Origin of the sequence: Salinisphaera sp. PC39, from assembly GCF_040361335.1 — a bacterium.
GTDB lineage: Bacteria > Pseudomonadota > Gammaproteobacteria > Nevskiales > Salinisphaeraceae > APNM01.
Map to the genome: position 1 here is coordinate 41,765 of NZ_APNM01000020.1, position 17,603 is coordinate 59,367.

A 17,603-nucleotide genomic window follows, 5' to 3' on the forward strand; every position below is an offset into this window, starting at 1 on the left:
GGCCGGCGCGTGCCATTTCAAGCGTTGGCGCTCAGCCGTCCTGTCCGCTCGGCGGCTTGCTGACGACGACCATGGCCGGACGCAGGACGCGCCCGTTGAGCAGATAGCCCTTCTGCATCACCGATACCACGGTGTTGGCGTCGTGCTCGGCGCTCTCCTGGGTGGAGACCGCTTCGTGGTAGCTCGGATCGAAGGGCTCGCCCTGCGGGTCCATGGGCTCGATCCCGAACTTCTCCATCGCCTGGTTGAGCATGCGCGAGGTCAACGCCATGCCCTCCTGGAGCTTCTCCAGGCTGCCGGATTCCTGCTCGGCCGCCTGCAGACCCAGCTCCAGGCTGTCGCGCACGCCCAGCAACTCGGCGGCGAACTTCTCCAGGGCGAACTTGCGCGCCGCCTCGACGTCGCGCTCGGCCCGCTTGCGCGCATTGTCGGCCTCGGCGCGCGCGCGCAGGGCCTGGTCGCGATACTGCTCGGCCTCGGCGCGGGCCTCCTCGAGCTGCGCGGCGAGCGCCTCCTCGGGGGTGGCCTCGGCCTCGTCCCGCTGCGCCTCCGGGGCGGCCGCTTCCTCCTCGGATGCGCCGTCGCGTTCGGCGTTCGCCTTGTGGTCACTCATGATCGATATCCCCGTCGTTCCCAAACGAATGCGCGGCGCGCGGTATGCCTCGCGCCCACGCCGCTGCGCCGGAGATGGAGACTAATTCGCGGTTTTCAAGGCCGTGCCGAGCAACCGGGCGGTGGCGTCGACCAGCGGGATGATGCGGTGATAGGCCATGCGGGTGGGACCGATCACGCCCAGCGTGCCCACGATCTCGCCGTCCACGGTGTACGGCGCGCTGACCACGCTGCACTCGTCGAGCACCCGGTAGCCGGACTCCTCGCCGATGAAGATCTGCACGCCCTCGGCGGACAGGCATTCGTCGAACAGCGCCAGCAAATCCCGCTTGCGCTGGAAGGCCTCGAACAGCTCGCGCAGGCGATCGACCTCGGCGAATTCCGGGAACCCCATGAGATTGGTCTGGCCCGCCAGCACATAGTCCCCGGGCGAGTCGCTCGGCTCGGCGAACAGTCGCCGCGCCATCTGCAGGCCGTCCCGCATGCCGCGATTCATGCGGCTGCGGGCGCTGTCCAGCTCGCGGGCCAGACCGGCCCGGATGTCGGTCAGGCTGCGGCCGGCGAAGCGCGCGTTCAGGAAATTGGCCGCGGTTTCCAGCTCGGCGGCGCCGTACTGACGGTCCGTCTCCAGGATGCGGTTCTGCACCTCGCGCTGGTTGATCACCAGGATCGCCAGCACCCGCCGCCCGGACAGCGGCAGGAACTCGATCCGACGCAGGCTGGCGGCGTCGGCGCGCGGCACGGTGACGATCCCGGCCATGTCCGACAGGCTCGATAACAGGCTCGAAGCCGACGCCAGCAGATCGCCGCCGGCGTCGAGCTGGGCCCGGAGCTGGCGTTCGAGGCTGGCGCGCTGGCGTGCCGGCAGGGACTCCGGCGACAGCAGGGTATCCACGAAGAAACGGTAACCGCGGACGGTGGGCACACGGCCCGCGGAAGTGTGCGGCGAGGCGACGAACCCCAGGTCTTCCAGGTCGGCCATCACGTTGCGCACGGTGGCCGCGCTCACCGACAGGCCGGAGTAGCGCGCCAGGGTGCGCGAGCCCACCGGCTGGCCGTCCTCGATGTAACGCTCCACCAACGCCTTCAGCAGCAGCCGGGCGCGGCGATCTAAGCTGGTATGCTGCGTTGGCGCCGTCATAGAATGTGGGTTCGGAGCCGCCGAAGGCCGTGTCTGCCTGGAGATTGCAGCCACCCCGCCGGAGTGTCAAGAACGCCCGCGGCGGCCGCCGGCGCCCCCCCGCGACGGACCAATACAGAGAACACGAAGGGTCGGCATCCAGTGTCCCAGGACTTCTCCGACATCGGCATCATCGGCAAGCGCGGCGATCCCACGGTGGCCGAGACCATCCTGCGCCTGGCCGATTACCTGCGCGACCGCGGGCGCCGCGCCATTCTCGACGCGGACACCGCCTCCCTGCTCTCCGACTGGGAAGGCGACACCCTCGACCGTGACGGCCTGGGCGCGGAGTGCGACCTGGTCGTGGTGGTCGGCGGCGACGGCACCCTGCTGGACGCCGGCCGCGTGGTGGCGCCGCACGGCACACCATTGCTGGGCGTGAACCTGGGACGGCTCGGTTTCATGGTGGACGTGCTGCCCGCCGAGATGACGGCAACGCTGGACGAGGTCTTCGCCGGCCATTTCGTGCGCGAGCCGCGGTTGCTGCTGGCCGCCCGCATCGAGTACGCCAATCCCGACACCGGGCCGCTGGGGCCGTTCTTCGCCCTCAACGACGTCGTGGTACGCAACAAGGAGTTCGCACGCGTGCTGGAGTTCGACACCTTCATGGACGAGTCCTTCATCAGTCATCACCGGGCCGACGGCATCATCGTCGCCAGCCCCACCGGCTCCACCGCCTATGCCCTGTCGGGCGGCGGGCCCGTGCTGCACCCGGCGCTGCCGGCGATCGCCCTAGTGCCCATATGCCCGCATACGCTGTCCGACCGGCCGCTGGTGGTCGATGCCCACCACCGTCTGGAAGTCCGGGTGGGACCCGACGACGACACGCGCGCACTGTTCACCGTCGACGGGCAGATGAGCCAGACGCTGTGCGCCGGCGACCGGGTCGTGGTCGAGCGCGCCGACCGCGACCTGACGCTGATCCATCCCCCCGGCTACGACTACTTCAAGATCCTGCGCAACAAGCTGCAGTGGGGCCGCGGCCAGCGCGCCCTGCCCTCGCGATAGGCCGCCGCCATGCTCGCCGAGCTGACGATCCGCAACTTCGCGATCATCGACGACCTGGCCCTGGAGCTGTCACCGGGCATGACCGTGCTCTCCGGCGAGACGGGCGCCGGCAAGTCGATCCTGATCGACGCCCTGGGCCTGCTGCTGGGCGACCGCGCCGACGCCGACGCCGTGCGCGACGGTGCCGAGCGCGCCGAGATCGACGCCCTGTTCCGGCTGGACGACGCCCCCGCGGCACGCGACTGGCTCGCCGAGCGCGAGCTGGACGACGGCGAGGAGTGCGTGCTGCGGCGGGTGGTCTCGCGCGAGGGTCGCAGCCGGAACTGGATCAACGGCAGCCCCGCGGCCGCGCGCGACCTGCGCGCGCTGGGCGAATGCCTGGTGGACATCCACGGCCAGCACGAGCACCAGTCCCTGCTGCGCGCGTCCGTGCAGCGGGAGATCGTCGACGGCTACGGCGGCCACGAGGACCGCGTCGCGGCGGTCGCCGAGGCCTGCCGGCGCCTGCGTGCGCTGGAAGACGAGATCGCCGGCATCGAGCAGATCGGGGACGACGGCGAGAGCCGGCTGGACCTGCTGCGTTACCAGGTGCAGGAGCTGGAGGCGCTCGATCTCAAGCCGGACGAGCTGCCGGAACTGGAGGCCGAGCTGCGCCGTCTGGCCAACGCCGAGCGCCTGATCGCCGACGGCAACAAGGCAATGGGCCTGCTGTACGAGGCCGAGGAGAACAGCGCCACCGATCTGCTCGGGGCCGCCGAACGCCTGCTGACCGATCTCGCCGAACTGGACGAGGGCTTCCGCGAATCCGCGGAGGCCACCGCCGCCGCCCGCATCCAGGTCCAGGAATCCGCGGACGCGCTGCGCCGGCGCCTGGACGGCGTGGAGCTGGACCCCGAGCGCCTGGCGACGGTGGAGTCGCGGCTGGCGAGCATCCAGGACCTGGCCCGCAAACACCGCTGCGAACCCGAGGCGCTTCCGGAACGCCTCGAACGGCTGCAGCGGGAACTGGCCGACCTGGAGGGGGCCGGCGAGCGGCTGGCGGCGCTGCGGCGCGACCGCGACGCGGCCCTGGCCGACTACCGCGAACGGGCCGCCGCCCTGCATGACGCTCGCGCCGAGGCGGCGGCGTCCCTGACCGGATCCGTGACCGCGGGCATCCGCGAGTTGGGTATGCCCCAGGGCGAGTTCGAGGTCGCGGTGGCCCACGACGCCGAGGCCGCCCCGACCGCGCACGGCAACGACCGTATCGTCTTCCGCGTGACCGCCAATCCCGGCCAGGCGGCGCGGCCGCTGGAGCGCGTGGCCTCCGGCGGCGAACTGTCGCGGATCAGCCTCGCGATCCAGGTGGTGGCCGCAGCCGCGACGCGGGTGCCGACCCTGGTCTTCGACGAGGTCGACGCCGGCATCGGCGGTGGCGTCGCCGAGATCGTGGGACGGCAACTGCGGCGGTTGGGCGCCGATCGCCAGACCCTGTGCGTCACCCACCTGCCCCAGGTGGCCGCCCAGGCACGGCAGCATCTGCATGTCAGCAAGGAAGTCGCCGACGGCACCACCCGCACCCGTATCCGGGAACTCGCCGCGGACCGCCGGGTCGAAGAACTGGCGCGCATGCTCGGGGGAGTCGAGATCACCGATCAGACCCTGGCGCATGCGCGCGAGATGATCGAACGCGCGGCAGGCTAGAGTCCGTTAACACCGCAGTCGCGGCCACGGCCGAAGTGTTAACAGGCCCTGGTATCTTGCCGCTGCCGCCGACGCTCCCGTAACATGCCGCATTTTCCGCAGGGCTGGTCACATCACATGAAAGCCGTCGCCGCCGTCGTCGCCACCGCCGCGCTGCTCGCCGGCTGCAGCCTGCCCACGCTGTTCCGCGTGCCCATCCTCCAGGGCAATATCGTGGACAGCGAGAAGGTCAAGCAGCTCGAACCCGGCATGACGCCGCGCCAGGTCCGCTATCTCCTCGGCACGCCGCTGATCGACAACAGCTTCGACGCCCGGCGCTGGGACTACGTCTTCTACCTGCGGGACAAGAACGCCAACGTCAGCGAGAGCCAGCTCAGCCTGTTCTTCGACGACGGCAAGCTCGCCCGCATCGAGGGCGACAAGACCTACCAGGCCATGCTCCCCGAGGAGATGCGCGAGATCGACCCCGACGAGCTCGAGGAAGCCATGGCGGACGACGATTCGCCGCTGCCCGCCGAGCGCCGGCCGACACCGGAGCCGGGCCCCGACACGCCCTCGCCCGTTCCCGGCGGCTGACGCCGGCGCTCACGCGCCCGGTCGCCGCGGGCCCGGTTCCTCGCGAGTCTCCGACGCGGACGGTCCTGCCTCCGCCGCGTTTTCCTCCTCCGCGGGCCAACGCTCCTCGATCAAGCGCTCGATCTGCGCCTGCACCATCGCTTCGTGCAACTCCCACTGGCGGCGTTCCTCGCGCAGTGACTTGAGCAGCGCACCCGCCATGAAAATCATCAAGAGCATGAACGGGAAGGCGGCGAGGATGGAGATGGTCTGCAACGCCGCGAGCCCTCCGCTCAGAAGCAGCACACCCGCCACCACCACCTGCAGCACGCCCCAGGTCACCCGGATCAGCCGCCCCGGCTCCAACACGCCCTTGCTGGTGAACATCCCCAGGACGAAGGTCGCCGAGTTGGCGGACGTGATCACGAACAGCACCACCAGCGCGACAGTCAGCGCACCCAGGTACTCCGCGGCCGGAAGCTGTGCCAGGGTCACGAACAGGGCCGAGCTGAGCTCGCGGGTGACGGCATCGCCGATGCCCGCGCCGGCGAACATCTCGTAGTACAGCCCGGAACCGCCGAAGGTCGCGAGCCACACGGCGCTGAGCACCACCGGCACGCCGATCACGCCGAGCACGAACTCGCGGATCGTGCGCCCGCGCGAGATGCGGGCTATGAAGGCGCCGACGAACGGCGCCCAGGCCAGGCCCCAGGCCCAGTAGAAAATGGTCCAGCGCTCCACCCAGTCGCCGCCGGTATACGGCGTCATCACCAGGCTCATGCCGATGACGTTGCCGAAATACTCGCCGACGGCATTGGTCAGGGCCGCGGTGATGAAATCGGTCGGCCCGGCGAAAAAGACGAATACCAGCAACGCTGCCGCCAGCAGCATGTTCAGGTCGCTGACGTAACGCACGCCCCGCTCCAGCGGCGTCAGGGCACACAGCAGGAACACCAGCGCCACGCCGCCCAGGATGGCGAGCTGCTCCGTGGCGCCGAAGCCGATCTCCCAGGGCGACACCGCCACCAGGCCGCTGTTGATCTGGATCACGCCCAGACCGACCGTGGTGGCCACGCCGAACACCGTGGAGACCACGGCGAGTGTATTGATGGCATGTCCCCGGACGCCGTCCACGGCATCGCCCAGGCTGTCGCGGAAGGCCTCGCTGATCAGACCCGGACGCTGCCGGCGAAAGCGCACGTAGGCGATGGCCAGGCCGACCACCGCGAAATTGGCCCACTGGTGAAACCCCCAATGGAACAGGGAATAACGCAGAGCCAGGTTGGCCGCCTCGGGCGAACGCGGCGTGGCGCCTCCCAGGGGCGGCGCCACATAGTGGGTCATGGGCTCGGCCACGCCCCAGAACACCAGGCCCACGCCCATGCCGGCGGAGAAGATCATCCCCAGCCAGGTGGTATAGGGAAACTCCGGAGCCTCGCCGTCCGCGCCCAGGCGGATGCGCCCGTAGTCGCTGAACGCCACGCCGATGCAGAACACCAGGAACCCCGTGGTGGCGAACAGGTACAGCCAGCCGAAGTGCTGCGTGGTGAAATCCAGTCCCGTCTGGGCCCACCTCGCCAACTCGGCCGGCATCGCCACGCCCGCCGCGACGAAGGCCGCGAGCGCGGCGACCGACAGATAGAAGACCCAGCCGGGACGTGTGCTGGACGTCATCAAAGCCCTCCCTGGGTGTCCCGGGCCGCGGCGCGCCGGCGGCGCGCCTCCTTGGGATCGATCGTCAGCGGGCGGTAAATCTCGACCCGGTCGCCCTCGCGCAGCAGGCGCTCCGGCGACACCTTGCGGCCGAATATCCCCACCGGCGTCCCCGGCCAGTCGATCTCCGGATGCCGTTCCAGCACCCCGGACGCCGTCACCGCCTCGGCCACGCTGCTGCCCGGCGGCAGGTCCAGTGTCAGCAGCGTCTGCCCCTCGGGCCGGGCATAGGCGACTTCCACCCGCATCACCAAAGATTCTCCATGAACGCGAAGATGCCGGCCGAATAGAGCAACACCAGGATCAGCCCGATCCGGGCCGGGTAGCGCAGGATCCAGTGCCACAGCCGGAAGGCGCGGGCCCCGTCGCCCGCGCTCCAGACATCGCGCAGGGCGCCCGGACTCAGGAAGCGGCCGGCGAAGACGCACAGCAGCAATCCCACCAGCGGCAGCAACAGGCGCGACGACAACTGCGACAGCCAGTCGAACACGGTCCGCTCGTACAGGGTGAAGTCCGCCATCAGGTTGAACGACAGCAGGGTGCCGAGGCCCAGGAACCAGATCACGATGCCCGTGCCCGTGGCCGCGGCCACGCGCGTCACCGCGAAGCGGGCCATGACCCAGGCCACCACCGGCTCCATCAAGGCCACGGCGGACGTCAGTGTCACCAACAGCAGCATGAAGAAGAACAGGGTCGAGAGCCAGCCGCCGGCCACCGCCGCGGCCGCCGCCGGCACCGCCTCGAATACCAGTTTGAGACCGCTGGCCGGCGCCTGTCCCGCGGCCGACAGCAACGCCATCACCGCAAACCCCGCGACCAGGGCGAAACCCATGTCCAGCAGCATCACGGCGCCGCCGACGCGCACCAGCGAGGTCTCCTCGCGCAGATAGGCACCGAACGTGAGCATCACGCCCAGACCCAGGCTCAGACTGAAGAATGCCTGGTGCAGGGCCTCGACCACGCCGCGCCAGCCCAGGGCCGCGAAATCCGGCCGCAGCAGGTGTACCAGCGCCGCGTCCCTGCCGGGCCCGGCCGCGACCAGGGCCAGCGCCGCCGCCGACAACAGCGCGCCACTGAGCAGCCAGCGGGCCGCCGGTTCCAATCCCCGGCGTACGCCGTGCGCCACGATCACGGTCGACGCCACCATGAAGATCGTGTGCCAACCCAATCCCTTTTCCGGATCGGAGACCAGGACCAGAAACGTCTCACGCAGGGCTTCCGGGCGCGCCCCCTCCAGACCGCCGGCGATCGAGCGCAGCAGGTAGGCCATGCTCCAGCCGGCGATCACGCTGTAGTAGGACAGCACCAGCGCCGCCCCCAGCAGGGCCAGGTGGCCCACCGACCGCCAGGCGCGATGCAGGCCGCTCGCGGCGGCCCAGCGTCCGAGCATGGTCGGCAGGTCGGCGCGCACCCCGCGACCCAGGAGCAACTGCGCGATCAGAAGCGGCAGTCCCATGAAAACCAGCGCCAGCATGTAGACGAGAACGAACGCGCCGCCCCCGTACTCGCCGGCCAGATAAGGCAAGCGCCAGACATTGCCCAGGCCGATGGCCGCGCCGGCCGCCGCCAGGACGAACAGCGTCGGCGAGGACCAGCGGACGGGCGCGTCGGCGGCTCCCCCCGGCATCGCGGTGTCTCGTTCTTCTGTCACTGCATCGCTTCCGTCAACAGGCTCCGGGGCCGCCGCGTTGCGGCCCGCGGGAGTAGAGTCTACGCTACACGCGCCGCGGCCCGCGCCGCCACGACTCCACCGCCGCAGCCCGACGCCGCCGACAGATTCCTATGGCCAAATCCAAGACCGCAAAAGCCGCACCCGCGACCATCGCGCTCAACCGCAAGGCCAAGCACGACTACTTCATCGAGGAGCGCCTGGAGGCGGGCCTGGTCCTCCAGGGCTGGGAGGTCAAGTCGCTGCGCGCCGGCAAGGGCCGCATCACCGAGGCCTACGTCATCATCAAGGACGGCGAGGCCTGGCTGCTGGGCGCGCACATCCACCCCCTGCCCTCGGCCTCGACCCACATCGAGACCGATCCCACGCGCACCCGCAAGCTGCTGCTGCACGACCGCGAGATCGCCCACCTGATCGGCGCCACCGAGCAGAAGGGCTTCACCATCGTGCCCCTGGCCCTGTACTGGAAGCGCGGCAACGCCAAGCTGGAGATCGCGCTGGCCAAGGGCAAGGCCAAGCACGACAAGCGCCAGGCCAAGAAGGACAAGGACTGGCAGCGGCGCAAGGCGCAGTTGTTGCGGCATGAGTGAGTTGGTGATTGGTGATTGGTGATTGGTGATTGGTGATTGGTGATTGGTGATTGGTGATTGGTGATTGGTGATTGGTGATTGGTAAAGAGTGTACAAGTTTCGTATTTACCCGACACATGGGGTCTCCGATGACTCTGATTATGCCGCTTCTCTGGCGTCGGTTTCCTCCTCTTTCGGGATGATCGGTGGCAGCTTCTTGCGATCCAGCGCCTCGCGTAGCGCCTGAGCCGGTGTTCGGCCCTTCAGGCGATAGCCCTGGTGGCTGCGTTTGAGGTTGTAGAACTCGAGGAAGCTGTCCAGGTCGCGCTGGATTTCCTCGGCCGAGTCGTACCACTTCTCCCGTCCCTTGATCCGGAAGTGCTCGTCGAGCAGCGTGCGGTTCATGCGCTCGACAAAGCCATTGGTACGCGGCGAGCGGACCTTGGTGGTGCGGTGCTCGATGTCGTGCAAGGCCAGCAGCAGCTCATAGGGATGCTGCTCCGGCCGGCCACTGAATTCGCGGCCATTGTCGGTGAGCACGGCTTTCACGGGCACGCCCAGGGCCTCATAGAAGGGCAGCACGCGGTCGTAGAGCAGATCGGCCGCGGTGATCGGCATCTTCGAAGTATAGACCTTGGCGAAGGCCAACGAGCAGAAGGCGTCGACCACGACCTGGACGTAGATTTTGCCCACGCCCTTGAGCGTGCCCCAGTAGAAGGTGTCCTGGTTGAGCAGCTCGCCCGGCGCGCGGGTCTCGACGTGGCGCATGCGGAACTCCGGTGAATGGCGCTCCAACAAGCGGATCTGATCCTCTGAGAGGACGACGGTCTGCTCCCGGGCCTCGGCCTCGAGCCGCATCAAACGCTTGTAGCGGGTCTCCAGCTCGTGGCGCAGCCACACGCCCCGTACGCCGGAGGGGCCGACATCCACGCCCTGCAGCCGCAGTTCATTGGCGATGCGCTGGCTGCCGTAGGTGGGCTTTTGCAGCGACAGCTCCAGGATCTGGCGCTCGACGTCCTCCGGGACCCGGTTGGGGTGCGGATTGCGAGGCCCGCGCCGCTGCTCGACCAGGGCGGCCACGCCGCCGACCTTGAAGGCCTTCTGGACCTCGTAAAACGTATCGCGGTGATAGCCCATGATCTGACAGGCCTTGGAGACATTACCCAGCTCCTCGGCCAATTGCAGCAGCGACAACTTGCGCTTGGTACTCTGTGAAACGGTGGTCATCGGGGATCCTCCTGTGTAGCTCTGCGTGTGGTAACGAAGAGTCTATCGGAGACCCCGGTGGCCACCCCCGCTTAATCCAACTCAGCAGGGGCGGGTGTCGGATAAATACTCAACTAGCTCAGCAAAGAGCGTAACCCTCCCTCTTCCCAACGAATCACAAATCACTAATCACGGATCACGTTCTTCCCGAATCACAAATCACCAATGACGGATCACGTCCCCTTGAAACGCCCGCCGCAACCACCATTATTACCGTGACGCCGGCGATAGGCGGCGTGCTATGATGAGATTCCTTCGGGGGCGACATGGCTTCGACGCAGGTGTCGAAACCCGAGGTGCATGCCGAGGTTGCGATCCACCTCGTTAAACAGGTTGCACCCTAAAGATAGTTGCCAACGACGACAACTACGCTCTGGCGGCCTAAAACCCGCTAGCGTCCGCCCGGTAAGTGCCTGTGCTTCCGGTCACGGGCGTCGAATCTCACAGGCTCGCGGCTAGGCCCCGTCCCGGGCCGAACCGTTAAGAGCAAACGGGACTAAGCGGCCGTTTTCCCTGTCCGTCGGGTAGCGGTCGCCGACAATCAAAGACGGAATAAGCATGTAGATCCGAGGGCGGAGGACCTGCGGACGCCGGTTCGATTCCGGCCGCCTCCACCAACGACGAAAGCCCCTCTCTCGAGGGGCTTTTTCTGTTGCGCAGCGGCCGGCAGCCCCCGGGCCCGGTCCGGCACAGCCCGGCTCGGCGCTTGCCTTTGAGCCTGTAGGCGGCGTGACGGGTGGAGCGGCCCCCTTTGTCCGGTGAACAGAGGAAGTCCGACGAACGCGACGCCGAAGGTGTAGCTGGAACGGTCCGAAGCCTCCAAGCCAGACTGATGGATGTCCCGATCTACCGGCAGCAGAGTAATCGACAAATGGATCGGGAGCGTCCGATCGGCGCTGGGGTGCGATAGAAATCGCGCCCCTTCTACTTTGCAGGTGAAGGCCGTGCGCTATTCCGGCTAAGCAATGGCGCTCTCTGCCATCAACTCCGCCTGGCGAATGACCAGTTGGGTGGCAGCTTCCTGCGCATCGGGCGGGTAACCGTATTTCGCCAAAAGGCGCCGCACCGTTCTGCGCATGTCTGCCCGTACTGCATCACGCTGAGTCCAGTCCAGGGACGCTTTTGCCTTTATGCGCTCGGAGAGTTCACGTGCGATCAGCCGAAGCGTTTCGTCCTGAATCACTTCCCGCGCCGATTCGTTGTCCGCGAGCGCGTCGTAGAACGCTAGTTCCTCGTCGCTCAGTCCGAATTCCTCGCCACGATTCACAGCTTCACGAATTTCCCGCGCCAGGCCAATTAGTTCCTCAATCACTTGCGCTGTCGTGATGGCACGGTTCGTGTACCGCGTGAGAACGGTCTCAAGCGATTCACGGAAGCTTCTGGACTCTACGATGTTGACCCGCTCACGACTTCGAATCTGATCGTTCAACAACTTGCGCAGCGTCTCAAGGGCCAGGTTCTTGTGCGGTAGCGCGGCCAGCCGGTCAAGGAAGTCGTCGGACAGGATGCCGATATTTTGCTCCGCCAGACCCGCCGCCTGGAACAGATCAATCACCCCGTCGGAGGCAATGGCGCCTGAAATCACCTGGCGCACAGCGACCCGTGAATCCACGGGCGGCGGCCCCTTGTCATCGCCAAGCCGCTTACGGATGGCGGCGCGAACCGCCTGAAAATACGCCAGATGGTCGCGTATAGCCTCCGTCTCCGGTCGCGGCACTGACAGGGAAAAAGCCTTCGACAGCCCCGTCACCATGGTCATGAAACGCCGCTTACCGTCGCCTTGCTGGAACACATAGTCGGCGCCCGCCGTGACAGCGCCCAACTGATCGGCCTCATTCCCGTTGAAAAAGCCGCTGTAGTCAAAGCCGTTGAAGAAATCCCGCAGGGCCTCGAATTGCCGCTCCATCAGCGGCACGGCTTCTTCCTGAATATCCTCAACCGGGCTGCCGGCCCCACCCGCCTGGGTGTAGGTCTGTACCGCATCCCGCAACTGGTCTGCGATGCCGAGAAAATCGACGACCACCCCACCCGGCTTCTCCCCGAAAACGCGGTTCACCCGGGCAATGGCCTGCATCAGGTTGTGGCCCGCCAGTGGCTTGTCCAGGTACATGGTATGCATCGGCGGGCAATCAAAGCCCGTCAGCCACATGTCGCAAACGATCACCAACCGCAGATCATCTTCCGGGTCCTTGAAGCGACGCGCCAGCGCTTCGCGCCGTGCTTTTGTGCGCGAGTGAAAAGTGACCCGCTCACCCTCGGCCGCGGAACCGGTCATGACAACCTTTACGAACCCCGCATCGTCGTCCTCAGCGTGCCAATCCGGCCGCAAGGCGACGATCTCGTCATACAGATTCATGCAGATTTCACGGCTCATGCACACGGCCATGGCCTTGCCTTCGATGACTTCACGCCGCTTCTCGAAGTGCTCGACAATTTCCCGCGCCACGAGCCTGAGACGTGCACGCGCTCCTGCCAGCGCTTCCAGCTCCACGCGGATATAATCGTCCACTTTCTGGCCGGACTTGTCCGCTTCGGCAGCCAGCCGAACCCTCATTTCCTCCTCGGCTTCGCGCACACCCTGCTCGTCAGGAACGAGCTTCACCAGACGCATTTCGTAGTAGATGGGTACGGTGGCGTTGTCTTCGATGGCCTGCCGGATGTCATAAACATCGGCGTAATCACCAAATACCGCCGGAGTGCTCCTATCGTCGCGTTCGAGCGGCGTTCCGGTGAACCCGACAAAGGTGGCATTGGGAATCGCGTCGCGCATCCAGCGAGCCCCACCTTCCAGAAAACCGTACTGGCTCCGATGCGCTTCGTCGGCCAGAACGACGATGTTCGAGCGCTCGCTGACCGGGCCGCCGCGCTCCTCGAACTTCTGAATGGTCGTGAACACGACTCCGCCGGACGCCCGGTTCAACCTGGCTGCCAGGTCGTCCCGGCTGTTGGCCTGCTCGGGCTGCTGCCGCAATAGCGCCCGACCGGCCGCAAAGGTGCCAAAAAGCTGCCCATCCAGATCGTTGCGGTCCGTGACGACAACCACCGTCGGGTTGGCGAGCTGATCGTCACCAATCAGGGCCCCGGAGAGCATCAACATGGTCAGGCTCTTGCCCGAGCCCTGCGTGTGCCAGATAACGCCGCCACGGCCGTCGCCTTCCCCAGCCGGCGGTCGCAAGGCCGCTTTCACGGACGCCCGCGCCTTCTGCATGGCTCGGAACTGGTGATAGCCGGCGATCTTCTTGACGATCTCTCCGGTCCGGTCGTCTTCCTCGAAAATCACACAGTGACGCAGGTAATCCAGCAGCCGTTGCGGCGCAAAAAGGCCCGTTGCCAAGGCTTCCAGGGTCGGCTCCCCCGGATGCGCAGCATCCTCGATCGAGCGCCACGGGGCAAAGCGGTCCGACCCCGCCGTCAATGAACCGACACGGGTGGCATCCCCATCACTGATCACCATCAGCTCGTTGTAGTGGAACAACGCAGGGACATGTTCCTTGTAGTCCTGAAGCTGGCGGTAAGCCTTCCATAGATCGGCCTGCACATCGGAAGGGTCCTTCAGTTCGATGACCGCAACGGGCAAACCGTTAAGAAACACCACCAGATCGGCCCGGCGAGTGCTGTTGCCCGCCTTCACCGTAAACTGATGGACAACCATCAGGTCATTCGCGCCAGGGCTGGAGAAGTCCGCGAGCCAGGCCTTGTCACCGCGCGTTTCGCCGTTCTGTGTCCGGTACTCCACGTCGATGCCGTCCGTCAGCAGACGGTGAAACCAGCGGTTATTCTGAAAAAGCGCGGGCTCCGGGGGCCGGGCGACAATGCGCACCGCCTGCTCCACGGCATCTTCCGGCAGGTGGCGGTTGATCCGGCGCAACACCGCGCGGAGCCTAGGTTCCAGAATCACATGCTCGTGGCTCTCCCGCAGGGGCGCGCCCACCCCCGGCGAGATGTCCGCCCCCTTGCGGATATCGAATCCCAGTGCTTCGAACCAGCCGAGAGCCGCTTTTTCAACTTGTTGTTCTGAAAGCGTCTTGGCCATTATTTATCCTGTGGATCAGCGCTCGGAATCATCGGCGAGGTCATTGAGCATGGCCAGAACGGTTTCAATGAGCACCGGGATATCGTTTCGGCAAATGGCGAAAACCTGTTCGGCATCGACATCAAAATAGCCGTGCGCGATTACGTCTCGAACACCTTTCACACCCGTCCAGTCGACACCCGGATAGCGGGCCAGCAACTTGCCGTCCGTTTTCCTGTCCACTTGCTTGAACGCTTCGCCCACCCCGACCAAAACCATGCAGATAGCGTCCAGCCGATCCTGTCCCTCGGCCGTATCGTAAAAATCTTCGGGCGTACTGATACCGGTGAACCGGCGGGGGATTCGCTCCAAAGCCTCCAGCACATCCTCCAGCCGTTCGACGATCAGCGCATCACGAGACATAACGCGCCTCGCGCTGAATGCGGGCCTTGAGCCGGGGATTCATGTGCGCTCGCAGCCGGATCACGTCCACGTGCCGACCCATCAGCTCCTCGAGCTCCTGGCGCATGTGGGAGGCCCGAAACAGGTTGGGCGTGTCGGTCTCGTACACGATATCGATATCGCTGTCCGGCCCGGGCTCGCCACGCGCCACCGAACCGAACACGCCGATTCTAGTGATGCCGTAACTCTGCCCGCGGCTGTCCTTGAATCGCCGCAGAGTCGCCAGCACATTATCTCGCTGAAGCTCGTTACTCATGTCATGACCTCGAATGCCACCGGGGAACGTGCACCACACGCGCGGCGCTCTCTAGCTGGCGCAATGTTGGCTGCAATCCCCGCTCTCCGAGTCCGGAAGTTTAGGGAAGCGTCCCGTCAGGTCGAGCGCCTCCAGCCCGGCGCGCTCTCGCGCCCAGATGATCAGCTCGGGATTGACGGCTACGCGGTTCATTGCTGCTGTCCCTCTCCCTCGGGCTTGCTACCGGTTTCCCAGTTGCGACAAATTTCCTCCACCTCGATTTCTGGCGGAGCTTCAGCCACCCAATACCTGTAGAATTGCGGGTCCTTACTCCTAGGAGCGGGTTTCGCGTCGCGAATCCTCACCAATGCGGGTGCCGACACACACTCGCCAAGTACAAGCGCAGTTTGTGGCGCGAGCGCCGGAATCTGCTCCAGCATCGGCCCATAGATTCCCGGGACGATTTCCTTAAAGTAGCGCAAATCCTCCGGGTTCTGCAGCCGGTGCACGATAAAGCTGCTGCATTGGGATAACACCGTCTTCGAAAGCTCGCTCGGACGCTGGGATGCCACCACCAGACTCAAGCCGTATTTTCGGCCCTCGCGCGCGATACGCTCGAATACCTCACGGGCGATCGATTCTTCCTCACCAAACCTTGGCTGCTGAATGTAATTCTGAGCCTCTTCAAGCACGAGCATGACAGGTAATGACCCACGTGCTTCTTCACCGCCGTGCTCTCCAAGGCGCTGAAGAAATTCGAGAATCAGCCGACCGATAAGGGCGGTGACATTCTCCATGACCTCTGATGCCAGCAGGCTAAGATCAAGGATAACCACATCGTCCGGCTCTGGGCCGCTACGCTGTCGATTGTAAAATGGTAAATCTGTCGGTTGAACAGCAGCTTCACTTGCTAAATCCTGGTCATGTGCCGCCCCGATTCCAAGCAGATCACGAAGGAAGGCTGAAAGGACGTCTGGCGCATCAGGATACGCATCAAACATGAAGTTGAATCGAGGGTCTTCAAAGAATCTCCGAATTCTGAGAAACATTGGTCCACAAGCGTCTCTAGCTCGGGCTGGGTTTCCGGATTCCACCTGTTCTCGCATAGCGGTATCAAGCGCGCTTTCCAAAAACTCATTCCGATCAAAGTAGCGCGGTTGATCAGCACTGACATCTCCCGCAGCCTCAGGTCTAGTAGCCAGCAGCTGGTTCAATCGTTCTATGACAGGATCAATTGCGTCACGTATTTCCTGAAGTCGTGTTCCGCCAAGTCCGCCCTGATTTCCCTGCTGACTCGCCTGCTGTGCGATACCCTGAATCGTCTGGAGAGCCGCTTCCCATTCTTGAAGCACTCCTGGGCCAAAGGCTTGATCTAAAGCCTGCACGTGCCCCGGAAATGTGTCACGATATCGGAGCCCGTCATGACACCGCTGTAACACATTCCCGGGTATTGCCCATTGCTGATTAGGCGCATCATTTTCGATTAGTGAAAGGATCTGCCGAGACGCGGTTCTCAGCACCTCAAGAATTGATGCAGGTGTACCAGCTGCCGTCGAACCTGATCGTGCTAAACGAAGAGCTCGAAGTAATACCGGAGATTGCACCCCCTCCCGCGCTCGAAATAATCGGACAAAGTCATCAGAATTCAGAAACCAATAAGGGATCGCTAATCGCTCGCGTTCAAGAGACGGGTCAGACGGGATGTACAGACACCTAACTGGATCGACGTTTTCCCATTGCCCATTGTCCTTTTCTCGCTGAAAAGCACGCCGATATTCGCCATTGGTATCCAGGATTACACAGGTAGTCCGCCTGACCTCTGGCTGTTCTCGGATAGACTGCAGGAGACTCGCAATCGTGCACGACTTCCCCGATCCGGTGCTACCAAGAATGGCAGCGTGCTTCCCGAAAAACGCGTTTGGATCAATTCGTATGGGCCGTCCCTGTACCACCGCCGACTCGCCAATTGGGATGCAGTATCCAGGCTCATCTGGATCGGAGGGCGCCTCTTCCTGTTTCACAGGCCCGAAAATCGCATCGAGGTCAGCCTGACCAGCCAAGTGGACTGGGTTATCCAGCACGGGAAATAGCGATACGCCCTGCCGGAACTTGCCGCCATCAATGGTCCCAATCAGGGTCGCCTTCATCAGGCGCCGGGCCGCCGGGAGCGCCACCATTGTCCGATCAGCCTTCATTTCAGCTTCTTCAACCAGAACGACCCGCGTTACCATCGCGACCAGACGACGTGCCCCTACCGGAATGACCACATAGGAATTGATGCGCCCGACTTCCTGCGGCCCTTCGTAGGTGCTACGGCTCATTCCCTTCAAGTCCCGGTTCAGTTCGATACTGACCTGAGCGGTATCGATGGCAACAACCCGTCCGATTTCGAAGTCATTCGCCATTGCCAACGCCTCCTTGCGGGTTGTTTTTTTCAAGAGCCCGATGTGTCTCCAATACCTTGCGCCGGATATCTTCATCTCTGAGATCCGGCAACACGTGCTCTACGAAGCCAGCAAGCCTACCCAAGGTCGGGCCTTCCGCGATCCACACTCGCCGGTCCTTCTGCTGGCGTAATTTATTTATGAAATCACTGCTGTCCGGGGAATCTTTGAGTCATGCAAGATAATCCCATAGCT

Annotated in this window: 15 protein-coding genes and 1 other RNA gene; 5 read left to right on the forward strand and 11 right to left on the reverse strand. The window is 64.8% G+C overall.

From position 1 onward, the window contains the following. Positions 1 to 31 precede the first annotated feature (31 nt). Both grpE and hrcA read right to left on the reverse strand, forming a co-directional pair. Positions 32 to 613 (reverse strand): nucleotide exchange factor GrpE, encoded by a 582-nt coding sequence (grpE, locus tag PC39_RS15455; protein WP_353254309.1) that lies wholly within the window; start codon positions 611 to 613, stop codon positions 32 to 34. Between the two features lie 81 nt (positions 614 to 694). Continuing rightward, complete coding sequence (hrcA, locus tag PC39_RS15460) at positions 695 to 1,753, reverse strand: heat-inducible transcriptional repressor HrcA (protein WP_353254310.1); 1,059 nt, start codon at positions 1,751 to 1,753, stop codon at positions 695 to 697. A gap of 141 nt (positions 1,754 to 1,894) precedes the next feature. Here hrcA and PC39_RS15465 point away from each other — a divergent pair, with 141 nt between their 5' ends. The 3 genes from PC39_RS15465 to PC39_RS15475 all read left to right on the forward strand — a co-directional run bounded on the left by PC39_RS15465 (position 1,895) and on the right by PC39_RS15475 (position 5,059). Next, on the forward strand, positions 1,895 to 2,800 hold the full coding sequence (locus PC39_RS15465; RefSeq protein ID WP_353254311.1) for an NAD(+) kinase: 906 nt from the start codon (positions 1,895 to 1,897) through the stop codon (positions 2,798 to 2,800). 9 nt (positions 2,801 to 2,809) lie between these two features. Further along, entirely contained in the window at positions 2,810 to 4,483 is a 1,674-nt protein-coding gene (gene recN / locus PC39_RS15470) for a DNA repair protein RecN (RefSeq protein WP_353254312.1), read from the forward strand. Between the two features lie 117 nt (positions 4,484 to 4,600). Then, positions 4,601 to 5,059, forward strand: a complete 459-nt coding sequence (locus PC39_RS15475; protein ID WP_353254313.1) for an outer membrane protein assembly factor BamE — start codon at positions 4,601 to 4,603, stop codon at positions 5,057 to 5,059. Positions 5,060 to 5,068: 9 nt separating this feature from the next. On the opposite strand, the gene PC39_RS15480 is transcribed toward PC39_RS15475, so the two are convergent. The 3 genes from PC39_RS15480 to PC39_RS15490 are packed head-to-tail and all read right to left on the reverse strand — an operon-like array spanning position 5,069 to position 8,378. Continuing rightward, positions 5,069 to 6,712 (reverse strand): BCCT family transporter, encoded by a 1,644-nt coding sequence (locus tag PC39_RS15480; RefSeq protein ID WP_353254314.1) that lies wholly within the window; start codon positions 6,710 to 6,712, stop codon positions 5,069 to 5,071. Then, positions 6,712 to 6,999 carry an RnfH family protein gene (locus tag PC39_RS15485; protein WP_353254326.1) on the reverse strand — a complete coding sequence of 96 codons (288 nt, stop codon included), beginning with the start codon at positions 6,997 to 6,999 and terminating at the stop codon, positions 6,712 to 6,714. Before PC39_RS15485 ends, PC39_RS15480 begins: the two co-directional genes overlap by 1 nt. Then, positions 6,999 to 8,378, reverse strand: a complete 1,380-nt coding sequence (locus PC39_RS15490; protein WP_353254315.1) for a sodium-dependent transporter — start codon at positions 8,376 to 8,378, stop codon at positions 6,999 to 7,001. Before PC39_RS15490 ends, PC39_RS15485 begins: the two co-directional genes overlap by 1 nt. Positions 8,379 to 8,533: 155 nt before the next feature. On the opposite strand from PC39_RS15490, the gene smpB reads away from it, so the two are divergent. Beyond that, positions 8,534 to 9,010: an SsrA-binding protein SmpB gene (smpB, locus tag PC39_RS15495; RefSeq protein ID WP_353254316.1), complete on the forward strand. Its 477-nt coding sequence runs from the start codon at positions 8,534 to 8,536 to the stop codon at positions 9,008 to 9,010. A 138-nt stretch (positions 9,011 to 9,148) separates the two neighbouring features. Here the strand turns inward: smpB and PC39_RS15500 are convergent, their stop codons facing one another. Then, the gene (locus tag PC39_RS15500; protein ID WP_353254317.1) at positions 9,149 to 10,216 is read right to left on the reverse strand and encodes an IS481 family transposase; all 1,068 of its coding nucleotides are present in this window, start codon (positions 10,214 to 10,216) and stop codon (positions 9,149 to 9,151) included. 296 nt (positions 10,217 to 10,512) lie between these two features. Here PC39_RS15500 and ssrA point away from each other — a divergent pair. Further along, positions 10,513 to 10,872: a transfer-messenger RNA gene (ssrA, locus tag PC39_RS15505) on the forward strand. A 341-nt stretch (positions 10,873 to 11,213) separates the two neighbouring features. Here ssrA and PC39_RS15510 read toward each other — a convergent pair. The 5 genes from PC39_RS15510 to PC39_RS15530 are packed head-to-tail and all read right to left on the reverse strand — an operon-like array spanning position 11,214 to position 17,444. Continuing rightward, positions 11,214 to 14,288, reverse strand: a complete 3,075-nt coding sequence (locus PC39_RS15510) for a type I restriction endonuclease subunit R (protein ID WP_353254318.1) — start codon at positions 14,286 to 14,288, stop codon at positions 11,214 to 11,216. A 15-nt stretch (positions 14,289 to 14,303) separates the two neighbouring features. After that, on the reverse strand, positions 14,304 to 14,690 hold the full coding sequence (locus PC39_RS15515; RefSeq protein WP_353254319.1) for a HepT-like ribonuclease domain-containing protein: 387 nt from the start codon (positions 14,688 to 14,690) through the stop codon (positions 14,304 to 14,306). Further along, positions 14,680 to 14,985: a nucleotidyltransferase family protein gene (locus tag PC39_RS15520; protein ID WP_353254320.1), complete on the reverse strand. Its 306-nt coding sequence runs from the start codon at positions 14,983 to 14,985 to the stop codon at positions 14,680 to 14,682. Before PC39_RS15520 ends, PC39_RS15515 begins: the two co-directional genes overlap by 11 nt. Positions 14,986 to 15,036: 51 nt before the next feature. Beyond that, positions 15,037 to 15,177: a hypothetical protein gene (locus PC39_RS15525; RefSeq protein WP_353254321.1), complete on the reverse strand. Its 141-nt coding sequence runs from the start codon at positions 15,175 to 15,177 to the stop codon at positions 15,037 to 15,039. Next, the gene (locus tag PC39_RS15530; protein WP_353254322.1) at positions 15,174 to 17,444 is read right to left on the reverse strand and encodes an ATP-binding protein; all 2,271 of its coding nucleotides are present in this window, start codon (positions 17,442 to 17,444) and stop codon (positions 15,174 to 15,176) included. The genes PC39_RS15525 and PC39_RS15530 overlap by 4 nt, the downstream gene beginning before the upstream one ends. Positions 17,445 to 17,603 lie beyond the last annotated feature (159 nt).